We start from the raw sequence: 20,303 nt of genomic DNA on the forward strand, positions 1-20,303 counted from the left end.
CCGGCCACACCCGGCCACCGCGCGGCAGGCGGCCGTGAGCGGCGGCGCCTGGACCGTCGCGGCGGTGTCCGGGGTCGCCGCGGCCTACGCGCTCGCCTCGCGCCGGCTGGCCACCTCGCCGGTGTCCGCCGCCATGGTCTTCGTCGGCTTCGGCATCGCGATCGGGCCCGTCGGCCTGGACCTGGTGAGCCCGGGGCACGACACCGAGCCCTTGCGCACCCTGGTGGAAGCCGCCCTGACCCTGGTGTTGTTCACCGACGCGGCCACCGTACGCCCGTCGGACCTGCGCAGCGGCGGCGTGCTGCCGGGACGGCTGCTGTCGACCGGGCTCGTCCTCACCATCGGCGCCGGATGGCTGCTGGCCTGGCCGCTCCTACCGGGGCTCACCGTCTGGGAGGCGGCCCTGGTGGCCGCGATCCTCGCACCCACCGACGCGGCCCTGGGCAAGAGCGCCATCTCCGACACCCGCGTGCCCACCCTGGTACGCCAGACCCTCAACGTGGAAAGCGGGCTGAACGACGGCCTGGTACTGCCCTTCTTCGTCGTCTTCCTCGCGGCCGTCCCCGGCACCTCGTACGCGCAGGAGGGCATGGCCGGGACGTTCTGGCGCGCGCTGCTGCTCAGCCCCGCACTCGGCCTGGCCGTCGGCGGCATCGGCGGCCTGCTCCTGACCCTGTCGCTCGAGCGCCGCTGGATCGCCCCCGAGTGGCGCCCCGTCTACGTGCTCGCCACGGCCGCCGGCGCCTACGCCCTGGCCACGGCCACCCACGGGAGCGGCTTCATCGGCGCGTGGGTGGCCGGCCTCGCCTTCGCCTACGCACTACGCCGCGGCGAACATCCGGCGAACGAGGTGGCCCACACCACCGAGCTCGCCGAAGACCTCGGCGGACTTCTGGCCATGCTGAGCCTGCTGTTCTTCGGCGCCGTGCTGCTCGGCCCCGCACTGCAGCACCTCAGCTGGCGAATCGTCGGATACTCCGTCCTGAGCCTGACCGTCATCCGGATGGTCCCGGTCACGCTCGCCCTGGCCGGGAGCAGGCTGAAAGCACCGACCGTGGCCTACATCGGCTGGTTCGGCCCGCGGGGCCTCGCCTCGGTCGTCTTCGGACTCCTGGTCGCCGAGGAGCACATCCACGGCGTGGACCTGATCAGCCGGGTGGTCGCGATCACCGTCGGACTCAGCGTGCTGCTCCACGGGGCATCCGCCGCGGTCCTCGCCGGCCGCTACGGACACTGGTACGAACGAGCAGCCACCACGCCGGGCCTCCGCGAGAGCGCCGCCACACCCGTCACACCGCGCCGCCGCAGACTCGGCCAAGCCGAAGGCGGCTGACCCGGGCGTGCCGGCGGTGGGGCGTGGCCCGGCGGGCCCCGGGTAGGGTCGGCCGGGTGACAGAGCACCAGGTCCTCGCGGTGAACGGCGTCCGGCTGGCGTACCAGGTGGCCGGGCCGGTCGGTGGTGATCCGCTGCTGCTGTTGGCGGCCCTGGGCGAGAGCGCCGACCACTGGGCCGCCGTACGGGACGTGCTCGCACGGGAGCGCCGGGTGTACGCCCTGGACCTGCGGGGTCACGGCCGCAGTGAGTGGGCCGGCGCGTACTCGCTGGAGCTGATGCGGGACGACGTGCTGGGTTTCCTGGATGCCGTCGGCCTGGACCGGGTGGACCTGGTCGGGCACTCGATGGGCGGCGTGGTCGCGTTCCTGGTGGCGCAGCACAGCCCGTGGAGGGTGGTCCGGCTGGTGCTGGAGGACGTGCCTGCGCCCTTGCCCCGCGAGCCGCGTGCCGCTGTGCGGCCGGAGGGGGAACTGGCCTTCGACTGGGCGGTGGTGCCGGCGCTGCGGTCCCAGCTGGACCGCCCCGACCCGTCCTGGCTGGAGGGCCTCTCCCTGATCACGGCCCCGACCCTGGTGGTGGCGGGCGGGCCGGACAGCCACGTCCCGCAGGATTCGCTCGCCGACCTCGCCCGCCGGATCCCGGACGCCCGGCTCACCACGATCCCGGTCGGCCATCTGGTGCACGCGGCCGCCCCGGAGGAGTTCACCGCGGCGGTCACCGCCTTCCTGGCCGAAGACATACCGGACGGCGAGGTCGCCCGGCGCTGGCTCGCCGAGGACGGCATCACGCAGACCGGGCCCGACGCCTGGTACGACGCGGATCCGCCCGCTCGGACCCTCACCCGGGAGGAGCTGTGCAACGGGCTCGGCTCGATGGCCTTCACCGACGAGGGACTCGACCTGGCGGGCAGGTTGCGGGTGGCGCTCGGGCTGATGGACCTGCTGGGCGGCCACGTCCTGGTGACCTGGCAGATCCACTCGGCCCACCGCGGACCCGGGGGACCGCTGCCGGCCGGGCCGCTCTGGGACGGCTACCGCCGCCGGCTGGAGGCCGTCCGGGAGTACCCGGCGATCACCGAGTCGCTCTGGTCCGACTGGTTCGAGGTCTGGCAGACCGCCGAGGAGGCCTTCGCCGAGGTCCTCGGCAACGACCGCGACCGGCTGGAGGCCGGCGCCCCGGAACCGCTGCTGCGCCGGGCCCGCCGGGTCCTGGAGGTCTCGGGGCCGGTGCCGTGGCAGGCCAAGGCCGCCACGTACGAGGCGGCCGTACGGGTGCCGGAGCTGCACCCGGCCGTCTTCAGGGCCCTGCGGGCGAGCTACCACGACGTGTACGGGCAGCTCGAACCGGAGCCCGCGCTCGCCCTGTTGGACCGGCTGGAACTCCCCGCCGGTACCGAGCACCGGGTCGCGCTGCGGCAGGTGCTCGCCGCGGGGCACCGCAATCACTACCGCAGCCCCGAGGCGTGGGACGGGGCGTGAGCCGGTGGGTCTTCGGGACCAGGTCCAAGGCCGCAGACCGGCTGCGACCCCGGTCCGATCCGCACGCCCGGTACCGCCGCATAGCGTGCTGACCGAGCGGCCGGACCACGTCGGTCCGCGCCTGGGAGGCAGGAGGAGAGTCATGAGCACCGTCACGCCGGTATCGCCGGTATCGCCGGTTTCACTGGTCACCGGCGCCAACCGCGGCATCGGCCTGGAGACCGCGCGCCAACTCGCCGCGCTCGGCCACACGGTCCTGCTGTGCGCCCGCCGCCCGGAGGACGCCGAGCGGGCCGCCGCCGGGCTGGCTCCCGCAGTGCCCGGCACGCTGCTGCCGCGCCGGCTGGACGTGACCGAGGACGGGGACGTCCGCGCCCTCGCCCGCGGCGTCGAGGCGGAGTTCGGGCGCCTCGACGTGCTCGTCAACAACGCCGCCGTCAACTACGACACCTCCCGGCGCGCCGTCTCCGTCGACCTCGACGAGGTCGAGCACACCCTGCGGACCAACCTCTTCGGCCCGTGGCGGACCGCGCAGGCCTTCCTGCCGCTGCTGCGCCGCTCGCCGCACCCCCGCGTGGTGAACGTCTCCAGCGAGTCCGGATCCCTGGAGACCATGTCGGGCGGGACCCCCGCCTACGGGGTCTCCAAGGCCGCCCTCAACGCCCTGACGCGCAAGCTCGCCGACGAGGTGCGCGCCGAGGGGATCCTCGTCAACGCCGTCTGCCCGGGCTGGATCGCGACCGACATGGGCGGGCCCGGCGGCGGACCCGTGGAGGAGGGCGCCGCCGGCGTCGTCTGGGCCGCGACCCTCCCCGACTCCGGACCCACCGGCGGCTTCTTCCGGGACGGGAAGCCGCTCGCCTGGTAGACCGCGTCCGCGTCCCCCCTCCCGTCGGGGGCGGCCAGGCCGTGTCTTTCGGATCTTGCCGGTTAAGCCCGCGTTGCCCGGTGCCGTGCATCGGCGCGTTGGCGGGGCGCCCTTGTACTGGACGTACTCGGGTGCTCCGCCAACGCGGCGAGGTGCGGTGCCGGGCGGCGCGGGTCTGGGGGCACCTCCCAGCGGTAGCTGGGGGAGCAAGATCCGCAAGACACGGCCTAGCGTGGATCCCGTGGAGCTGCTGCTGATGTCGGACACGCACGTTCCCGCGCGGGCCAGGGAGCTGCCGGCGGAGTTGCTCGAACGCGTCCCGCGCGCGGACGTCGTCATCCACGCCGGGGACTGGACCGACACGGCCACGCTCGATCTGCTCGAGCAGCGGGCGCGCCGGCTGCTCGCCGTGTACGGGAACAACGACGGGCCGGGGCTGCGGGCCCGGCTGCCCGAGGTCGCGTACGCGGAACTCGGCGGCGTGCGGTTCGCGGTGGTGCACGAGACGGGCCCGGCGCGGGGGCGTGAGCAGCGCTGTGCCGTGCGGTTCCCGGAGGTGGACGTGCTGGTCTTCGGCCACAGCCACATCCCGTGGGACACGTTTGCCGGGGACCGGCTGCGGCTGCTCAACCCGGGCTCCCCGACCGATCGGCGCCGCCAGCCGTACTGCACGTACATGACGGCCCGGGCCGCGGACGGGCAGCTCACGGAAGTCCGCCTACACCGCCTCCCCCGCCTGCCCGGAGCGCCCCGCGGCTGAGAAGCAGCCCGTTCCGGGGCAGCCCCGGCCGCTCTACCGTTCGGCGGGGCCTCCCGCCGCGGTGTCGAGTTCGTAGATCCGCTCTTTGAGCCGTTCGTCGGCCCAGTCCAGGCCGACGTTCAGGTCGAACCAGTGCCGGTCCCTGCGCGGCTCGGGTGATGCCAGGTTCACCGCCGCCCAGGAGAAGACGCCGAGGAGGACGGAGCGCCCGTGCTGCGCCGCGCGCACGGACAGCGCGAACGGCGCGGCGAGTGCCGCGCGGGTGACCAGCAGGGTCCGTCCGTTCTCGGAGGGGCGCCCGCCCGTGAGGAAGCGGGGCGTTTCGAGGATCTTGACCCACTCGACCACCGCGTCCGCCGCCTGGGCGCGCAAGGACTCCTCGATGCCGTTCCGGACGGCGGCCGCGGGATCGTCGCCCAGCCAGCCGAGCCAGTGGTCGGGGTCGGTCAGCTTGCCGAAGTCGTCCTGCGGGACCCCGTGACGTGGGTTCTCCTGGTACTCCCCCGTCAGCTTGCCGCCGCTGTCCACCAGCCACGCGCCGCGGATCGCCTCGGGAGGAACGTAGCCGTTCGGGTCGTCGACGTACGCCGTGTCGATCTCGGCGACGCTGCCGCCGGGATTCGCGGCGGCCTCGGCCAGCAGCGCCGGATCGTCCGGTATGCCCCTGCGTCGGCTTCGCCGGCCGAAAAGCCCCACGTGCCCACCCCACCCCTCGCCGCTGACCGTTCAGTTGCCTGGGATTCTGCCGGATGGGAGCGGACGGTGGGCGGGGTTCGTGCGCCCCCGGCCCCCCGGGGCGTCAGTGGATGACGTCGAAGATCTGCTTCTGCAGGCCGTTGGCGTACGCCTCGTGCTCGACCAGCTTCAGCTTCTGGGTGTCGCGGTCCGCGCCGCTGAACAGCCGCTTGCCCGCGCCCAGCAGCAGCGGGAAGACCAGCAGGTGGTAGCGGTCGACGAGGCCCGCGTCCGAGAGGCCGCGGTGGAGGGTGGCGCTGCCGTGGATGATGATCGGGCCGCCTTCGGTCTGCTTCAGCGCGGCGACCTCGTCGAGCGTGCGGAGGATCGTGGTCTCTCCCCAGTTGGTGACGAGGCGGTCCTCGGTGAGGGTGGTGGAGACGACGTACTTCGGCATGGGCTTGTAGCCGGCGAAGTCCTCCATGTCCGGCCAGACGGGGCTGAACGCCTCGTAGCTGGTCCGGCCCAGCAGGATCGCGGACGCCTCCTTCTGCTCCCGCTCCTTGATCTCGAAGGCCTCGGGGAGGAACTCCACGTCCTTGAAGGTCCAGCCGGAGTTCCGGTAGCCGGGCTCGCCGCCCGGGGCCTCCACGACGCCGTCCAGCGAGACGAAGGCGGAGCTGATCAGGGTTCGCACGGGGTTCCTCCGGGATGTGGTTGCGGGGGCGGGTGGGCGATCACCATGTCAGACCGGGGTCCGCGCCGGAACTCATCGGTCTGCCGGGAGTAATTCGTATTTCGGGCCGGACCCGTCGTGCCGGCCGGCCGCGCGGCTCTCCCGGCAGGGCCCGCTGACGTGTGCACGCTGTACTGTTCCGCTGATCTTTACGCGGCGGTAACAGGACTGCTGTGCGAGCGAGGGGGCGGACGAAGGATGAGAGCACGCGGATCGGGCGGCGAGCCCCAGCGCTTGGCCGTCCTCGACGGCATACGGGTCCTGGCCGCGCTGGCCGTGCTCTTCTACCACTACGCCGTCCTGGCCAGCGCCTGGGGACGGCCCACCACCGAGGTCTTCCCCGTCGCCCGCCAGCTCGCCGTGTACGGCTGGCTCGGCGTCGAGGTGTTCTTCCTCGTGAGCGGGTTCGTCATCTGCATGAGCGCCTGGGGCCGCAGCGTGGGCGACTTCGCGGTGTCCCGGGTGACGCGGCTCTTCCCCGCCTACTGGACGGCCGTCGTCCTGACCTCGCTGGTGCTGTACGCCTGGCCCGAGGTGCGGTCGATCACGCGGTTCACCGATGTCGTGGTGAACCTGTCGATGCTCCAGGGCGGCCTCGGGGTCCCGGACATCGACGACGCGTACTGGACCCTCTTCGTGGAGCTCAAGTTCTACGCCCTGTTCGCGCTCGTCGTCATGCGCGGGGTGACGTACCGCAACTGCGTGCTCTTCTGCGGGGTCTGGACCCTGGCCGGGGCGGTGGCCCCGGCCATCGACAACGGGGTGCTGTCCTTCTTCGCGATGCCGTCCTCGTCCCCGTACTTCATCGCCGGCATGGCCTTCCACCTCATGCGCCGCTTCGGGCCGAACGCCGTGCTGTGGGTCGTCGTGGGGGTCCAGTACCTCCTCGCGCAGCACTACGTGGGCGACCGCATGACCTCCAGCCTGGGCCGGGCCGCCGCCGAGCAGACGCCGTCCTGGCCGGCCCACGTGGTCATCCTGCTCGGCTTCGCCGTGATGGCCGCCCTCGCGCTCGGTGTCCTGGACGGCATCCGGTGGCGCTGGCTGCGCCACGCGGGCGCGCTCACCTATCCCCTGTACCTGATCCACATGATGGTGGGGCTGACGGTCATCCACCACTTCCGCGACCGCGTCGCCCCCGTGCCCCTCGCCCTCGGCACCACCGCCGGGATGCTGGTCGTCGCCTGGGTGGTCCACCGCTTCGTCGAACGCCCGCTGGGGCGGCGGCTGGGCGCCGGACTGCGGCGCGGGATCGAGGACATCCGGGCGGGGACCCCGGCCCGCCGCCCCGTCCTCCCCCGGGTGCCCGCGCAGCCCACCGCGCCGGAGACGGAACGGATCCCCACCGGCGGCCACTGAGCCCCCGCTCCGGCCACCGCTCCGGTTCAGGGGGTGCGGGTGATGACGCCCTCCGTGCACAGGCGGGTCAGGAGGGCGGTCGTGCCGGGCGTCGGGGGGAGGTCGCGGAGGCGGAAGCGGTCACGGTCGAGGAGGTCGGCGAGGAGGGGGGTCATCGACGCCGGGAGGGTCAGGCCGCGGGCGCCCAGGGTGAGGACCAGGCGGTCCCCGCGCGTCTCGGCGTTCAGGACGGCGTGCGCGTTCACCGTGTACTCGGCGTCCTCGTCCGCTTCGGGCGCCAGGACCTGCCCGGCGGGGTGGCGGACCGGGGAGAGGAACTCGGGGGCGCCGGCCGCGCGGACCACGTCGACCAGGGCGGAGTCGTCCGCCGTGGCCAGCCACTGCATCAGCTCGGTGCGCAGGGCCGCCATGTCCTTCTCGGCAGCCGCCCGGTCCCGGAAGAAGTCGGTGCTCAGCGGGAAGCGGCCGGGCAGACCCGGGGCGCGGGCGGCGATCCTGGTCCACGCCCAGTGGCCGGTCCACTCGTACAGGCTGATGGTGAGGTGCACCGAGGCGGTGTCCGTGCTGCGCGCCGAGTGGACCCAGCCGCGCGGGAGCCACAGGCAGTCGCCGGACTCCAGGGTGAGGGTGCGGCCCGGGCCGTCGTCCTCGGGCAGGGGCCTGCCCGTCTCGTGGCTGAGCGGCTGCGCGAGCGCGGGGTCCTTCAGCGTCCACCGCTTGCTGCCGTGGATCTGGACGATGAAGGAGTCCTGGGTGTCGTAGTGGTCGCCGAAGCCCTGCGAGCCGGCCGGTGTCACGTACGCGTTCACGTTGACCGGACGGCCCAGGTCGTGGCCGAGGCGCCGGCCGAACTCGGCGAGCGGCCCGGTCAGTTCCTGCAGTCCCTGGAAGACGAGGGTGGCTCCCTCCGCCAGCAGGCCGGAGATCTTGCGCGGGTCGGCGACGTCCGGGTAGAGCAGGCCGCCGTGCAGGCAGGACACGTCGGGTACCTGCTCGCCGTCGCGGATGACGCGGAACGCGGGCCTGCGCAGCGCCCGGTCGGTGAGCAGGCCGTCGACCTCGGCGAGGCCGAACAGGTCGGAGAAGTCGCCCGCGGCGCGCCGCAGCCGGGGCTCCCCGGGCAGCTGCGCCGCGAAGCCGGGCGGGTCCTCTACCAGGCGGCCGAGGGCGGTGTGGCGGGGCGCGGCCAGCGCCCGGGGGGTCGTGGTCATCGGGTGCTCCGGTGGAGGTCGGCGGGGTGCGGGGGGAGCGGCGCGAGCCGGGCGTAGGTGAGGAGTTCGTCGGGGATGCCGAGGCCGAGGCGGTTGTGGAGCATGTGCAGGTGGGAGAAGAGCAGCCGGCCGGGCTGGACGCCGGGGGTGCTGCGCCACACCGCGGCGGCCGCGGTCAGTTCGCGCCGCCACGCGGCGAGCGGGCCGGCGGCGGACGCGGCGGAGGCGAGGACGGCCCGTTCCTGCCCGGCCTCCCCGGGGGCGGTGCCCGCGGCCGCCACCCACTGGTCCACCTCGTCCGGGGCGTGGCCGTAGCCGAGGAGCCAGCGCCGCCACGAGGCGAGGCCGTGCGCGCGGAAGGCCTCCGCGTCGGTGCCGTCGCCGAGCGCTGCGGCCGCGCACGCGGCGGCGCCCAGGGCGAACAGGGCGCGGGCACGCCGGCCGCGCGGCCGGGAGGACAGGAAGCCGAGGACGAGGCTGCTCGACAGCGTGAACAGGGACTCGGACAGGGGCATCAGCCCTGCGCCGCCGTAGCGTTCGTACTCCGGTTCGTACGCCGCCCCGTACACGCCCGTGGGCAGCGGGGGCGTGCCCGGGGACAGGGCGGAGCCGTCCTCCCCGGCGCGGGCGAGGCGCTGTGCCTCGCGCCCGAAAGCGGCGTCGCCGAAGGGTTCCTCGCCGTCCCGCAGGGCCGCGGCGCCGGGCAGGGCCTCGCGCAGGCGGTGTTCCGTGGCGTGTGCCTCGTCCGGTGTGAGGCCGGCGAGGCGCAGGCGCAGGTGCGGGCCGGCCTGCCAGTAGCGTACGAAGAACCAGGGCCGGCCGGGGTGTGCGGCGACGGCCGGGGCGACGGCCTCGTGCAGGACGCGGTCGTGGACGGACCGTGCGGACGAGGGCAGGTGGAGGTGCCAGGCCGTCCAGGTGCCGGTCGGCGCGGTGCCGGTCGTGGCGGGGGTGCCGGTCGTGTCGGGGGTGGGGGCGGGGGTGGTCACAGGCGCAGGTCCCATACCTGTTCGGTGAAGCGGCCGGTGCCGCTGATGACGGAGAGCAGCACGGTCTCGTCGGGCTCCAGGCCGAGCAGCCGCTGCGCGGGGATCTCGTCGAAGGCGCGTGCGGGGCGCGCGTACAGGCCGTGCGCGGCGGCGGACAGGGACAGGCCCTGGGTCATCCAGCCGGCGGCGTACTGGGCGAGCGTCCAGCCGGCGGGGCCGAACTCCTCGACCAGGCGGGCGGGGCGGGCCGTCAGGAACCACAGGGTCGTCGCGTGGCGCACGTCGCAGCCGTTGCCCGGGGTGAGCGGGTAGCCGTACGCGCCTTCCAGGCGGGCGTGGAGTCCGGTACCGGAGGTGTCCCGGGCCTCGACGCGGGAGCCCCGCACCTCGTAGCGGCCGGCGGCGAAGCCGTCGACGTCCTGGACGACGGCGGTGACGCGGATCGCGTCGGCCACCGCCCGCAGGAGGCCCGGCGGCGGTACGGACAGCCAGGCCGCGGCGTCGGTGAGCGCGGTGGACGGGACCCGGCGGCGGCGGCCGTTCATCCCCGAGAGGCGGCGCGGCATCCGGCCGGCGGTCCGCTCGAACAGGACCTCCGCCCAGGAGGGGCCGCGTTCCCCGGGCAGTTCGGGTATGGCGCCCGCCAGCGGGACGGCCGGACCTGCGCCCCGCTGGGTGCGGTTGACGGCGACGACCTCCGCGAGGGCCGGATCGGGGCACGCGGCCACGTCCCCGGCGTTCCCGGCCGGCGCGCGGGACCCGGCGGGCGCGGGCGCGACGGGCGCGGGCACGGCGGGCGCGGGCACGGCGGGCGCGGCCGGCGGGGTGGGCCCGGTCGGCGGGGTGGGGGCCGGGTCCGTGGCCGGGGTCTCGACGACCAGGGGCAGGGTCCACTGCCAGGCCGGGGCCAGGCCGGGCCCGGCCGGCAGTCCGGCGTCGTCGGCGCCCGGGAGCCGCAGCCGGCCCGCCACGCCGAACAGTTCCATCGCGACGGCCAGCGCCCGCAGGTTGATGCCCAGCTCCAGCTCGGTCAGCGGGCCGCGCAGGGGCCGGTAGTAGTCGGGCAGGTGCGTGAAGCGGCCCGCGAGGACGACGGCGGCCGGTTCCCCCGCCGCGCCCCCGCCGGCCATGTCCAGCAGGGCGTGCCGGCCCGGGTCCACGAGGCGGCGGCGGCCGCCGCCGGTGACGAAGGCGTGGACGGGGAACTTGCTGCGCACGGAGGCGTAGCCGCGGTGGTCGTTGTACGGGTTGGACGGCTCGCGGCGCTGGATGCCGAAGGCGGCGACGAGTGCGTGGCCGAGGCGCCGCTGCGCCGCGTCCGGCCGGTCCAGGGCCTGCGCGGTGACCCGCCGACGCGGGTACGGCAGGTCGGCGAGGTGTTCGTGGGTGCCCGTCGGCAGGGGTGTCCGGCGGTCGGGCAAGGTGCCGGGCGGCAGGTCGCCGGCCGTGCTCACCGGGTTCTCGGTGACCCGGATCGGGGCGGTGACCAGGGCGTTCCCGGCTCCTTGGGCGAAGGCGAACCGAAGGACGTCCCGGGCGGACAGGGCAGCCATGGATGATCTCCTGGTCAGGGGAAGGGGTGGGGGTCGTACGGGGCGGCGGCGACGGGGCGTCCGGCCTCGGCGAGGGCCCGCTCCAGCCGGGGCAGGCCCGTCAGCCGCTGCTGGGCGTGGCCGAAGCACATCGGGACGATGCCGGGCACCACGGCCTTGGCCACGGCCAGTCCGAGGTCGGCGTGTTCGCGGGTGGTCTGGTCGACGATCACGACGGTGTCGAGTCCGGCGTCCGCGTAGAGCCGCTCCGTCCGGCGCAGGGCGCCGAGGACGTCGCCGCCCGCCTCGGCGCGGAACCGCTCGGCCGCCTCGGGGAACGCCTCGTGGAGACCGACCGCCGGGCCGCCCAGGACGGTGGTGATGCGGGGCAGGGTCTGCGGCAGGGAGTAGAGGACGTAGTGGTCCTCCAGGACGTCGACCCGGTACGGGTCCGCCAGCAGCCGCTCGGCGTCGGCACGCTCCCGGTCGGCGGGCTCGCGGACCAGCTGGGCCAGTTCCCACAGGGCCCCGCGTACCGCGCCGGCCGGGTCGGCGCCGGATCCGGCCGCGGACCAGGTGGCCGGGTAGCCGCCACCGCGGTGCACGGCGAGCGCCCAGACGGCCGGGATGTCGATGTCCTGGGTGATGACCAGCAGGTGGGCGTCGTAGCCGCGGGCCTCTATGGAGTCGAGGAGCATGCGGCTGACGGGGTCGTCCAGCGAGCCGGGGTCCAGGGCGGGCAGCGGCCGGGCGCGGTGGAAGGCCAGGAGGAAGGCGTCCCGTTCGGCCAGTTCGAACAGCGAGTGCAGTGCGGCCTCCTCCAGGCTCGAGCCGAGCGCGCAGCCGCTGGAGGACTCCGGCTGGAAGTGCCGGCGCCGGCGGTCGGCCGGGGCGCGGCGGGCCCGGTGGCGGGCCATCCGCTCGGTGTACTCGTACTGGTAGAAGCCGACTTCGGCGGGGACGAGCACCGGTTCGCCGTCCCGGAGCCGGTGCCCCCACACCCAGTCGCGCGGGGTGCCGGCGTCGCCGGGCAGCACGCGGCTCATGGGGTGGGCGAGCTGCTCGGCCGTGTACCCGCCGAGGGAGGCCGGGTCCAGGGCGCGGCCGCGGAGGTCCGCGTAGGGGGTGTCGGTGAGTACGGCGCCGTGGTGCGGGAAGCCGGCGAGGCGTTCGTACACCTCCAGCACGGCGAGCGGCTCCGACCGGTCGAAGCGCGGGGCGCGGCCGTAGCCCCAGGCCTTCGCGTCGGGGTGGACGGCGCTGCTCATCGCGAACGGCGCGTTCGTGTCCCGGATGACGCCGAGGACGGGCCCGAACCGGGGGTCGACGACGCGTTCGCGCAGGTGCGTGCGGTCCAGCAGGACGCGGCCGTGCGTGCCGCGCGCCGGGTCGCCGGGGTCGGCGGGGCGGGGGACGGGCTCCCAGCGGGGCGGCGGGGCGGCCGGGTCGACCGGGGTGGTGTCCCGGTCCGCGCACACGGGGCACGCGAGGCTGCGGCGCACCCGGTGGCGGCCGCTGCGCGGGCCGCCGACGGCGTGGAGTTCGCCGGGCGCGGGCGGCGTCCGCAGGAGGGAGGCGACGGCCGTCTCCAGCAGCTCGGGCAGGAAGGGGGACTGCGTTCCGGGCGGCAGGCACGGTACGGCGAACTCCTCGACGAGCGGGTGGTCGGCCGTGATGCGCAGCCGTGCCTCCGCGCAGCCGGCGCAGCCGGCGGGGGTGCCGGGCACCCACAGCGGTCCGACGACCGCCTCCGTGCCGAGGACGCGTACGGACAGGTGCGGGCGGCGGGCGGCGGCGGCCGCCGCCGCCCGCCACTGCCGTGCCTCCCATCCGAGGTCCCAGCCGGCGTTCACCGCGACGGTGGCGCCGGTGGCGAGGGCGAGCGGCTCCAGCAGGGCGGCCAGGTGCGCGCCGAGGTCCGGGTCGGCGGCGAGGCCGGGACCGGTCGCGACACCGGCGGCGGTGACGGGCGCGACGCTGCCGGCGGGCGTGGCGGCGGGCATCGCGGCGGCGGGCGCGGCGGCCGCGAGCGTCGTGTCGCCAGACGCGGCAGCGCCGGGCATCGTGCTGGCAGACGCGGCCGCGGTGGGCGTCGCGGCAGCAGGCGCGGCCGCGCCGGGCATCGCGGCGGCGAGCGTCGCAGCGGCGGACGTGGTGGCGGGCGTCGTGCCAGCCGGCGTCGTGTCGGCAGGCGTGGCGGCGGGCGTGCCGGCAGGCGTGGCGGCGGGGGGCGGGGTGGTCATCCGGTGGTCACCCGGCCGTGTGCGAAGGGGAGTTCGCCGAGGACCGGGTCGCGGTCGGCGGGGCGGCCGGTGAACTCCAGGCCCCGTGCCGCGCCGTACGCGGCCACCTCGGCCCGCAGTGCGGCGACCTCGGTGTCGTCGGCGGTCTCCAGGGCGGCGGTGCCGGGTCCGTGGCCGCCGGGGCCGGTGCCGCGCGCCGCCCGGGTGCGGATCGCGGCGAGCGCTCCGGCGAGCGCCTCGGCGACCGCGCCGTCGGCGTCCGGGCCCCAGGCGGCGGCGAGCGGCGTGCCGTCCTGGGCCGCGACACGGGCCAGCGGCCAGGACAGGCCGGGCAGTTCGTGCAGCTCGACGTGGGGCGGGACGTCCTCGTAGTCGGCCAGTACGCGCCACAGCCCGCGGGGGCGCGCCGCGAGCGCGTCGAAGTCGGCCGGGGTGCCGGCCGGGCCGGTCCCGGCGGCCAGCAGCCGCAGGGCGCCGTCCAGCAGCCAGCGCTCGGCGGTGGTGCCGGCCGCGGCGACCGCGTCCGGCCCGGCGGGCAGGGCGGAGCGCAGCACCGCGAGCGCGGCCTGGAGGGCGGCCTGCTGCTGGTTGTCGCCCGGGGCGACGAAGGACCGGGCGTCGGCGCGGGCCGGGCGGGCCTCCGCGAGGGCGACCGGGAGCTGCGGCAGGTCGTAGGGGGTGGGCAGGGAGTAGAGCCCCGTCCACGGACCGGCGAGGGACTCGACGGCCTCGGCGGTCTCCCCGGCCGCGGGGGCGGGCTCGGAGGGGACCTGGGACAGGGTCACGGGCGGGGCGTCCGGGCCGACGGGGTGCAGCGGCGCCTCGACGCGGTCGGCGGCGGGTTCGTCGCCGTGCACGAGGTGGGCCTCGGCGGGGTCGGCGCCGGTGGTGAGGGCGTGGAACACGGCCCGCCCGGCGAGGGCCCCGGCGAGGGCGTCGCCGACGGGCCGGGTGACCGGCGCGGCCGGCCGCGCGGCGGCGTGGCCGGCGATCCGCCGGTGCAGCGCGGTGCGGCGGGCGGCCGCGTCCGGGCCGTCGAGGACGGGGCCGACCAGGATGAACGCCTCCTCGAAGGCCACGGGCACCACGGGCCGGCCCCGCGGCAGGCGTTCGAGCCAGGCCGCCCAGGCGTCGGCCGCGGTCGCCGGGCCGTCCTGCTCCGGCGTCCGGCACAGGACGTACGCGTCGGCGTCCGCGGCGGGGGGCGCACCGTGCGGGCCGAGCGCGTGGACCTCGGCGCCGAGTTGGCGGGCGGTCGTCGCGACGGCCCGCGGATCCGGTACGGCCAGCAGCAGCCGGCCCACCCCGGCGCGGTGCAGGCCGCGGGCGGCGGGGGCGACGGCCTCGGGCGGCCCGCACAGCAGCACGGCCGAGGCGCGCAGCGTCGCGAAGTGGCCGTACGGGTCGTCACTGGCGGCCTCCAGTTCGGCGAGGGCGCCCGCGTGGCGGCGTCGTTCCTCCTCGGACGGCGGTGGCGCGGTGAAGCGGGCCGGGTCGAGGAGCAGGCCGTGCGCGGCGAAGGTCTTCAGCAGGAGCCGGACCACCGGCCGGGACCGCTCGGTGCCGAGCGCGGCCACCAGGCCGTCCTCGGTGCTCCCGTCCTCCAGGGCGGGGACGCACACGTCGGCCACGCCGAACAGGGCCTCGGGCCCGCGCAGTACGAACTGTCCGCGGCCGTGGCCGAAGTAGACCCCGCTCTGCACGGGTGCGTAGTGCAGTCCGGGCCGCAGTATCCGCAGGTCGCTCAACGTTCTTCCTCCGTCGTGTACGTGAACCGGCCCCCCGGGGCCCGTCCGATCTCCACCACCCACTCGAAGGCGTGCGCCGAGGCGCCCACGCCGGGCAGTGCCTCCTCGGCGTAGCCCGTCCCGACCGTCCCGCCGCGTTCCAGGAGCCGGGGCAGGACCCGTGTCATGAGGGCGCTGCGCAGGTCGGCGTACTGGGGCTTGCGCCGCCTGCGGTCCTGCGCGGCGGCCCGCCGGGTGGGGTCGGCCACGGTCTTGAAGACCACCTCGGGCGGTACGCCGTGCCGGGCCCGCCACGCGGTGAGCGCGAGCAGCCGGTCGGCGTCGCCCGGGCCGGCCGCGAGGGCGGTCTCGAAGTCCTCGCCCGGGTACCAGCGGCGCCGGGACAGTACGACCTGCCCGGCAGTGAGCCGCGGGCAGGCGTGGGTGGCGGCCGGGTCGCCGCCCGCGAGGCGGTGCCGGGCTCCCGTCACGTCGTTGACGAGGCGGCCGCCGCTGAGCAGCCAGGTGGCGATGCGCAGGGGCGCCGGGTACAGCTCGGGGAAACCGGCGCCGAGGGTGACGGCGCGCAGTTCGCGGCCGTCGGGGCGTTCGACGCGCAGCCTGTCGGCGGCCGGGTCGTGGGCCAGGCGCAGGCCGTACCAGTCCTGGGCGTGCAGTCCGTCGGGGAGGACGGGCGGGTGGGCGTTGACGTTGAGGCGGTGCAGGCCGAGGTCCTCGGCGACGGCCGCGCCGTCGTGGCCGTAGCGGGCCGTGAGCCGGTCGGCTAGGTGCCCGGCCGCGGTGCCGCCGGCGGCGGCGTCGGCGGCCAGGAAGCGTCCGTACAGCATGCCGTGTCCGGCGTAGGCGTCGTTGACCACGAGCCGGTCGCCGACGGGCTGGACGAGCACCCCGTAGGAGACCGGGTCCCGGCGCAGCGCGTGGGGCAGGCCGTCGGCGAGCGCCGCGAGTTCGGACGGCTTCCACCGCACCTCCTCGACGGCCGGGTCGCGGCCCGCGAGGTCCGCGTGGAGCACCTCCAGGGCCCGTTGGCGCAGGGCGCGCAGGGTTTCCAGGGAGCCGTCGGCGGGGCCGAGGCCCTGTTCGCCGTGGACCCGGTAGCGCAGCTCCCGGTCGTACACCTCGCGCACCAGGCCGTCGGCGTGCTCCCACAGCGGGACGTTCGCGCCGGTGCCGAAGCGGGCGGTGAAGGCGGCGGTGAGCAGCCGGCGTACGTCGTGCATGCGGTCGAAGAGGCTCTGGAACTCCACCACGTCGCCGAGTTCGGCCAGTTGCCGCCGCCAGGCCCGGGTGGTGAGGGCCGGGGGCGGGGCGACGTAGTCCTCCTCGACGAGCAGGGTCGCGGGCCGGCCCGCGGCGCGGCTGAGTCCGGCGGCGGCCTCCCGTACGCGGGAGAGCACGGCGGGGCGTTCGGCGGCGGGTGCGCGGGCCAGCCGGGGCAGTTGCTCCCGGACGGTGGCCAGGTCGTCGCGGACCTGCTCGGCGCCGGGCCCGCGGGGCGGGGCCAGCGGGTCGGCGTGCCAGTCCTCGGGGCCGGCGGCGGTGCACAGGATGCCGACGTGCACGGCGTCGGTGAGGGTGCGGACGGCGTCGGGGATGCTGAGGTCGAGGACGCGGGCGGCCTCGGCGGCGACGTCGGCGATGGGGCGGGGGCCCATGGCGGTGAGCGCGAGCATGACGCGCAGGGACTCGCTCGGCGGGGCGGCGAGCAGCCGCACTCCGGTGTCGGTGGCGTGGAGGAAGGTGTAGCGGCCCGTGTCGGGGTCGAGTTCGGCGGTCGGCGGCCGCTGCACCCAGCCGTCGGGGGTGGGCCGGCGGCTGGGCGCGCCGGGCAGGCCGGCGCCGACGTAGTCCGTCATGACCCGGTCCAGGGAGGGGTGGGACACCGCTCCGGTGAAGGCGGCCTCGCCGGGGCCGGTGCCGTGGTCGCCGGGGACGGCGAGGGCGACGGCCGTGAGGCGGGAGAGGGGGCTGGTGCGGACCATGGCACGGGTGACGTACTGGAGCAGGCCGCGCTCGGACTTGCGCAGCCGGGCGGGGGGCTCGCCGGTCCGGGCCGCGGCCTGCCGGTAGCGTGCGGCCGCGTCGTGGACCTCGGGCGCGAGCAGCGCGAGGGAGCGGCGCAGGTCCTCGTCGCCCAGCAGTTCCGCGAGGCGGCGGCGTTCGCGCGCGACGGCCGTGTCGTGGGCGTCCCGCACCTCCTGGCGCAGCCGGGCGAGCCGCTCCCGGGCGGCGTGCCACCCCGCCACGGCGGGCACGGGGGGTGCGGCGGCGAGCGGGCCGGGGGTGCGGCCGTTGTGGATGGCCCGGCGCAGGGCCACGAGCCGGGCCCGCTCCTCCCCTGTGCTGTCGCCGATGCGGGCGTACAGCTGGTCGGAGCACTCGGCGGCGAGCGCGGCGGTGTCGCGTTCGGCTCCGGCCAGCCGTGTCACGAGGTCGGCGAGGGTTTCGTCGGCCAGGGGGGTGCGGCGCAGCGGGTTGATGCGGAGCATCCACACGGGCTCCGCGCGAGGGCCCGTGGAGGTGGGGGTGGGGGTGGGGGTGGGGGTGGGGGTCATGACAGGCCCTTTCGCAGGAGGCGCCGCTGTGCCAGGACGCAGAGCACGAGCCCGGCGGCCGTCCAGGCCAGCAGGACGAGGCTCGTGCGGCCCGTTTCCCAGCCGTGCGCGGGTTCGGCGGCGGCCAGGGAGTCGGGCAGGAGCGCCGCGCGCATGCCCTGCGCCAGCCACTTGAGGGGGAAGAGGGCTCCCACGTGCTGGAGGGCGTCCGGCAGCTGCGCGAACGGGTAGTAGACGCCGGACACGAACTGGAGGAGGACGAACGGGAACTGGAGCACCGCGCCGATGCCCCGCCGGTCGGTGACCAGGGAGCCGATGGCGATGCCGAGGAAGGAACTGGCCAGCGCGCCGAGCAGGAACACCCACAGCAGGAGCGCCCAGCGGGCGGGCGAGGCGGGCAGGACGAATCCGAAGGCCGCCCAGGCCACCACCGGTACGAGGACCAGCTGGAGGGCGCTGAGCGCCAGCACCAGCAGGGCCTTGGACAGGAAGTACGCGACCGGGCTCAGCGGGGTGCCGCGCAGCCGCTTGAGGGTGCCGTCGCCGCTCTCCAGGGCGGTGCCGATGGCCAGGGTGTTGAAGGCGGCGGACATCACGCCGGAGGCGAGGACGCCTGCCACCACGACGTCGTGGACGGGGACGGAGGTGCCGGGCACGGATCCCTTGAAGAGGGTCCCGAACAGCAGCATCAGGGCGAGGGGCAGCAGCGTCCCGAAGACGAGTGCGGTGCGGTTGCGGAAGAAGACCCGTATCTCGGCCCGGCCGCGCCGCAGTCCGGTGGGGACGGCGCCGGGCAGGGCCCGGCCGGGGGTGTCCCGGCGGGCGGCGGCCGGGGCGCCGGCGGGGGGTGTGCTCATGTGCCGGTGCTCCCGGGTTCGTGGTCGATCAGTTGCAGGTAGCGGTCCTCCAGGGACGGCCGCCGGACTTCGAGCTCCGGTACGTCGTCGCCGAGGCGCGCCTGGAGTCCGGCGAGGAAGCCGGGTACGTCGTGCGTCCGCGTACGGCGCGTCCGGCCGCCCTCCCGCCAGCTGATCTCGGTGCCGGCGTCGGCGGATCCGAGGTCCTGGGGCGAGGAGACGCTGATGATGCGGCCCGCGCGCAGGACGGCCACGCGGTCGGCGAGGCGTTCCGCCTCGTCGAGGTAGTGGGTGGTGAGCAGGACGGAGGTGCCGGCCTCCTTGAGCCGCTCGACGACGCTCCACAGCTCGCGCCTGGCCTCGGGGGCGAAGCCGGTCGTCGGTTCGTCGAGGAAGAGCAGTGCGGGCCGGCCGGCGAGGGCGAGGGCGACGTCCAGCCTGCGGCGCTGGCCGCCCGAGAGGGTGGCCACGAGCCGCCGGGACAGGTCGCCGAGGCCGACGAGGTCGAGGAGTTCGCCGACCGGGACGGGGTCGCGGTAGCAGCCGGCGATCTGGGCGGCGAGTTCGCCGACGCGCCAGTAGCCGTGGTCGGTGCAGTTCTGGGGGACGATGCCGATGCGGTCGCGCCAGGCGCGGCCGGCGGTGGCCGGGTCGGCGCCGAGGACCCGCACGGTGCCGCTGGTGCGGGGCCGGTGGCCCTCCAGGATCTCGACGGCGCTGGTCTTCCCGGCGCCGTTGGGGCCGAGCAGGCCGAAGACCTCTCCTCTGGCGACCTCGAAGGAGATGCCGTCGAGTGCGGTCCGGTCGCCGTAGCGCTTGACGAGGCCGGTGACCTCGATGGCAGCCGCGCCGTCGCGGGCCCCGCTCACGCGGCGGCCTCCGGGCGGTGCGTGGTGCGTGCGGCCAGGCGCTCCTGCCAGGTCACGCCGGTGATCTCGTCGACGGTCTCGGCGACGGCGTGGCACAGGTAGTAGCGCATCATCGGGGAGACGCCGAACAGCGGCAGCTGCCGGTAGAAGAGGTTGATCACCAGCCGGTAGGCCAGGAACCAGGGGGCGCCGGTGTCGGTGACGCCGGCGTCCCCGACGGCCGTGTGGAAGGCGCTGCGCGCGGTCGCCCGCCCCGCGTCCGGGCCCGCGTCCGGCTGCGCGCCGGCCAGTGAGTCGAGCAGGGCCGGGGTGGTCTCGCCGTGCACGGCCGAGGCCTCGAACAGGCCGCAGCCGTACGACAGGGCGGCGCGCCACTGGGCGGCCGTGGCGCTCTCCCCGCCGGTCAGGGCGCGTTCGACGACGGGGCGCAGGACGGCGCGCTCCGCGTCGAGCCGTCGCCCGAAGGCGGCGCGGGGGTCCTTGCCGGGGCCGGCCCAGTGGAAGAACGCCTCGGCGTGGGAGCGGAAGGAGAAGGTGCCGTGCGGCACCCCGTAGGGGTGGGCCCCCGCGAGCGCGGTGAAGGCCTCGGCCATGCGCACCAGGGCGCTCCCGGGGTCCCGGGCGAGGGATTCCAGGCAGTGCACGACGGGCGCGGTCATCCGTGACAGGGCCAGTTCGCGCAGCGGCCGGACCCGCTCGGGCCAGCCGGGGTGGGCCTGCGCGGCGGGCACGAGCCGCACGGTGCCGTGCGGGGCCATCGGCAGGTAGGGCGGGTCGACCTGTTCGAGGCGGCCCAGTTCGCGGGCCTGCGCGAGGTAGGCGCGTTCGGTGAGGGGTTCCCGGCCGCCGGCCGGCGGGGCCGCGGCGCGGGAGGCCAGGGCCTTCCAGGGGAGCGGGCCGAAGGGGCCGGGGCGGGCGACGACGTCGACGTGCGGGCCGTGCAGCCAGCCGCGTTCGAGATACACGACGGGTGCGCCGTGCTCGGTCCGCAATTCACGGACCAGGGGCACGAGGCGGTCCGCCGACCATTCCGGATTCATCGGGACCCTGCTGAATACGCGTATTCCCACCGGGTCTTCGACTTCGT

16 protein-coding genes are annotated in these 20,303 nt (G+C 76.0%); 5 read left to right on the forward strand and 11 right to left on the reverse strand.

All coding sequences use genetic code 11. The features are described 5' to 3' along the window. The first annotated feature begins 34 nt into the window (after positions 1-34). From D1J60_RS34670 to D1J60_RS34685, 4 genes are all read left to right on the forward strand, one after another. A complete protein-coding gene (locus tag D1J60_RS34670) occupies positions 35-1,333 on the forward strand; it encodes a cation:proton antiporter (protein ID WP_125824489.1) in 1,299 nt (432 codons plus the stop codon). 56 nt (positions 1,334-1,389) lie between these two features. Then, positions 1,390-2,814, forward strand: coding sequence for an alpha/beta fold hydrolase (locus D1J60_RS38910; protein WP_347147213.1), 1,425 nt, complete (start codon positions 1,390-1,392; stop codon positions 2,812-2,814). Positions 2,815-2,956: 142 nt separating this feature from the next. Next, positions 2,957-3,682, forward strand: coding sequence for an SDR family NAD(P)-dependent oxidoreductase (locus D1J60_RS34680; RefSeq protein ID WP_125824490.1), 726 nt, complete (start codon positions 2,957-2,959; stop codon positions 3,680-3,682). Positions 3,683-3,923: 241 nt separating this feature from the next. After that, positions 3,924-4,442 carry a metallophosphoesterase gene (locus D1J60_RS34685; RefSeq protein WP_125824491.1) on the forward strand — a complete coding sequence of 173 codons (519 nt, stop codon included), beginning with the start codon at positions 3,924-3,926 and terminating at the stop codon, positions 4,440-4,442. Positions 4,443-4,475: 33 nt separating this feature from the next. On the opposite strand, the gene D1J60_RS34690 is transcribed toward D1J60_RS34685, so the two are convergent. Continuing rightward, positions 4,476-5,138: a hypothetical protein gene (locus tag D1J60_RS34690; RefSeq protein ID WP_125824492.1), complete on the reverse strand. Its 663-nt coding sequence runs from the start codon at positions 5,136-5,138 to the stop codon at positions 4,476-4,478. A 103-nt stretch (positions 5,139-5,241) separates the two neighbouring features. Next, positions 5,242-5,814, reverse strand: a complete 573-nt coding sequence (locus D1J60_RS34695) for a dihydrofolate reductase family protein (RefSeq protein WP_125824493.1) — start codon at positions 5,812-5,814, stop codon at positions 5,242-5,244. Positions 5,815-6,051: 237 nt separating this feature from the next. Here D1J60_RS34695 and D1J60_RS34700 point away from each other — a divergent pair, with 237 nt between their 5' ends. Beyond that, positions 6,052-7,212, forward strand: a complete 1,161-nt coding sequence (locus D1J60_RS34700) for an acyltransferase (RefSeq protein ID WP_125824494.1) — start codon at positions 6,052-6,054, stop codon at positions 7,210-7,212. A 26-nt stretch (positions 7,213-7,238) separates the two neighbouring features. Here the strand turns inward: D1J60_RS34700 and D1J60_RS34705 are convergent, their stop codons facing one another. From D1J60_RS34705 to D1J60_RS34745, 9 genes are read right to left on the reverse strand one after another with little or no spacing between them, the layout of a single operon-like run. Then, positions 7,239-8,423, reverse strand: coding sequence for a cupin domain-containing protein (locus D1J60_RS34705; RefSeq protein WP_125824495.1), 1,185 nt, complete (start codon positions 8,421-8,423; stop codon positions 7,239-7,241). Next, the gene (locus D1J60_RS34710) at positions 8,420-9,427 is read right to left on the reverse strand and encodes a thiopeptide-type bacteriocin biosynthesis protein (RefSeq protein ID WP_125824496.1); all 1,008 of its coding nucleotides are present in this window, start codon (positions 9,425-9,427) and stop codon (positions 8,420-8,422) included. Before D1J60_RS34710 ends, D1J60_RS34705 begins: the two co-directional genes overlap by 4 nt. Further along, positions 9,409-10,965, reverse strand: a complete 1,557-nt coding sequence (locus tag D1J60_RS34715) for a hypothetical protein (RefSeq protein ID WP_241253664.1) — start codon at positions 10,963-10,965, stop codon at positions 9,409-9,411. The genes D1J60_RS34710 and D1J60_RS34715 overlap by 19 nt, the downstream gene beginning before the upstream one ends. A 14-nt stretch (positions 10,966-10,979) precedes the next feature. Continuing rightward, positions 10,980-13,187, reverse strand: coding sequence for a TOMM precursor leader peptide-binding protein (locus D1J60_RS34720; RefSeq protein ID WP_125824497.1), 2,208 nt, complete (start codon positions 13,185-13,187; stop codon positions 10,980-10,982). Beyond that, a complete protein-coding gene (locus D1J60_RS34725) occupies positions 13,184-14,935 on the reverse strand; it encodes a hypothetical protein (RefSeq protein ID WP_125824498.1) in 1,752 nt (583 codons plus the stop codon). Before D1J60_RS34725 ends, D1J60_RS34720 begins: the two co-directional genes overlap by 4 nt. Continuing rightward, complete coding sequence (locus D1J60_RS34730; protein ID WP_125824499.1) at positions 14,932-17,490, reverse strand: lantibiotic dehydratase; 2,559 nt, start codon at positions 17,488-17,490, stop codon at positions 14,932-14,934. Before D1J60_RS34730 ends, D1J60_RS34725 begins: the two co-directional genes overlap by 4 nt. Beyond that, on the reverse strand, positions 17,487-18,347 hold the full coding sequence (locus D1J60_RS34735) for an ABC transporter permease (RefSeq protein ID WP_125824500.1): 861 nt from the start codon (positions 18,345-18,347) through the stop codon (positions 17,487-17,489). Before D1J60_RS34735 ends, D1J60_RS34730 begins: the two co-directional genes overlap by 4 nt. Continuing rightward, the gene (locus D1J60_RS34740) at positions 18,344-19,216 is read right to left on the reverse strand and encodes an ABC transporter ATP-binding protein (RefSeq protein WP_125824501.1); all 873 of its coding nucleotides are present in this window, start codon (positions 19,214-19,216) and stop codon (positions 18,344-18,346) included. The genes D1J60_RS34735 and D1J60_RS34740 overlap by 4 nt, the downstream gene beginning before the upstream one ends. After that, positions 19,213-20,256, reverse strand: a complete 1,044-nt coding sequence (locus D1J60_RS34745) for a hypothetical protein (protein WP_125824502.1) — start codon at positions 20,254-20,256, stop codon at positions 19,213-19,215. The genes D1J60_RS34740 and D1J60_RS34745 overlap by 4 nt, the downstream gene beginning before the upstream one ends. Positions 20,257-20,303: the final 47 nt, after the last annotated feature.

The organism is Streptomyces sp. W1SF4 (assembly GCF_003950035.1).
Classification (GTDB): domain Bacteria; phylum Actinomycetota; class Actinomycetes; order Streptomycetales; family Streptomycetaceae; genus Streptomyces; species Streptomyces racemochromogenes.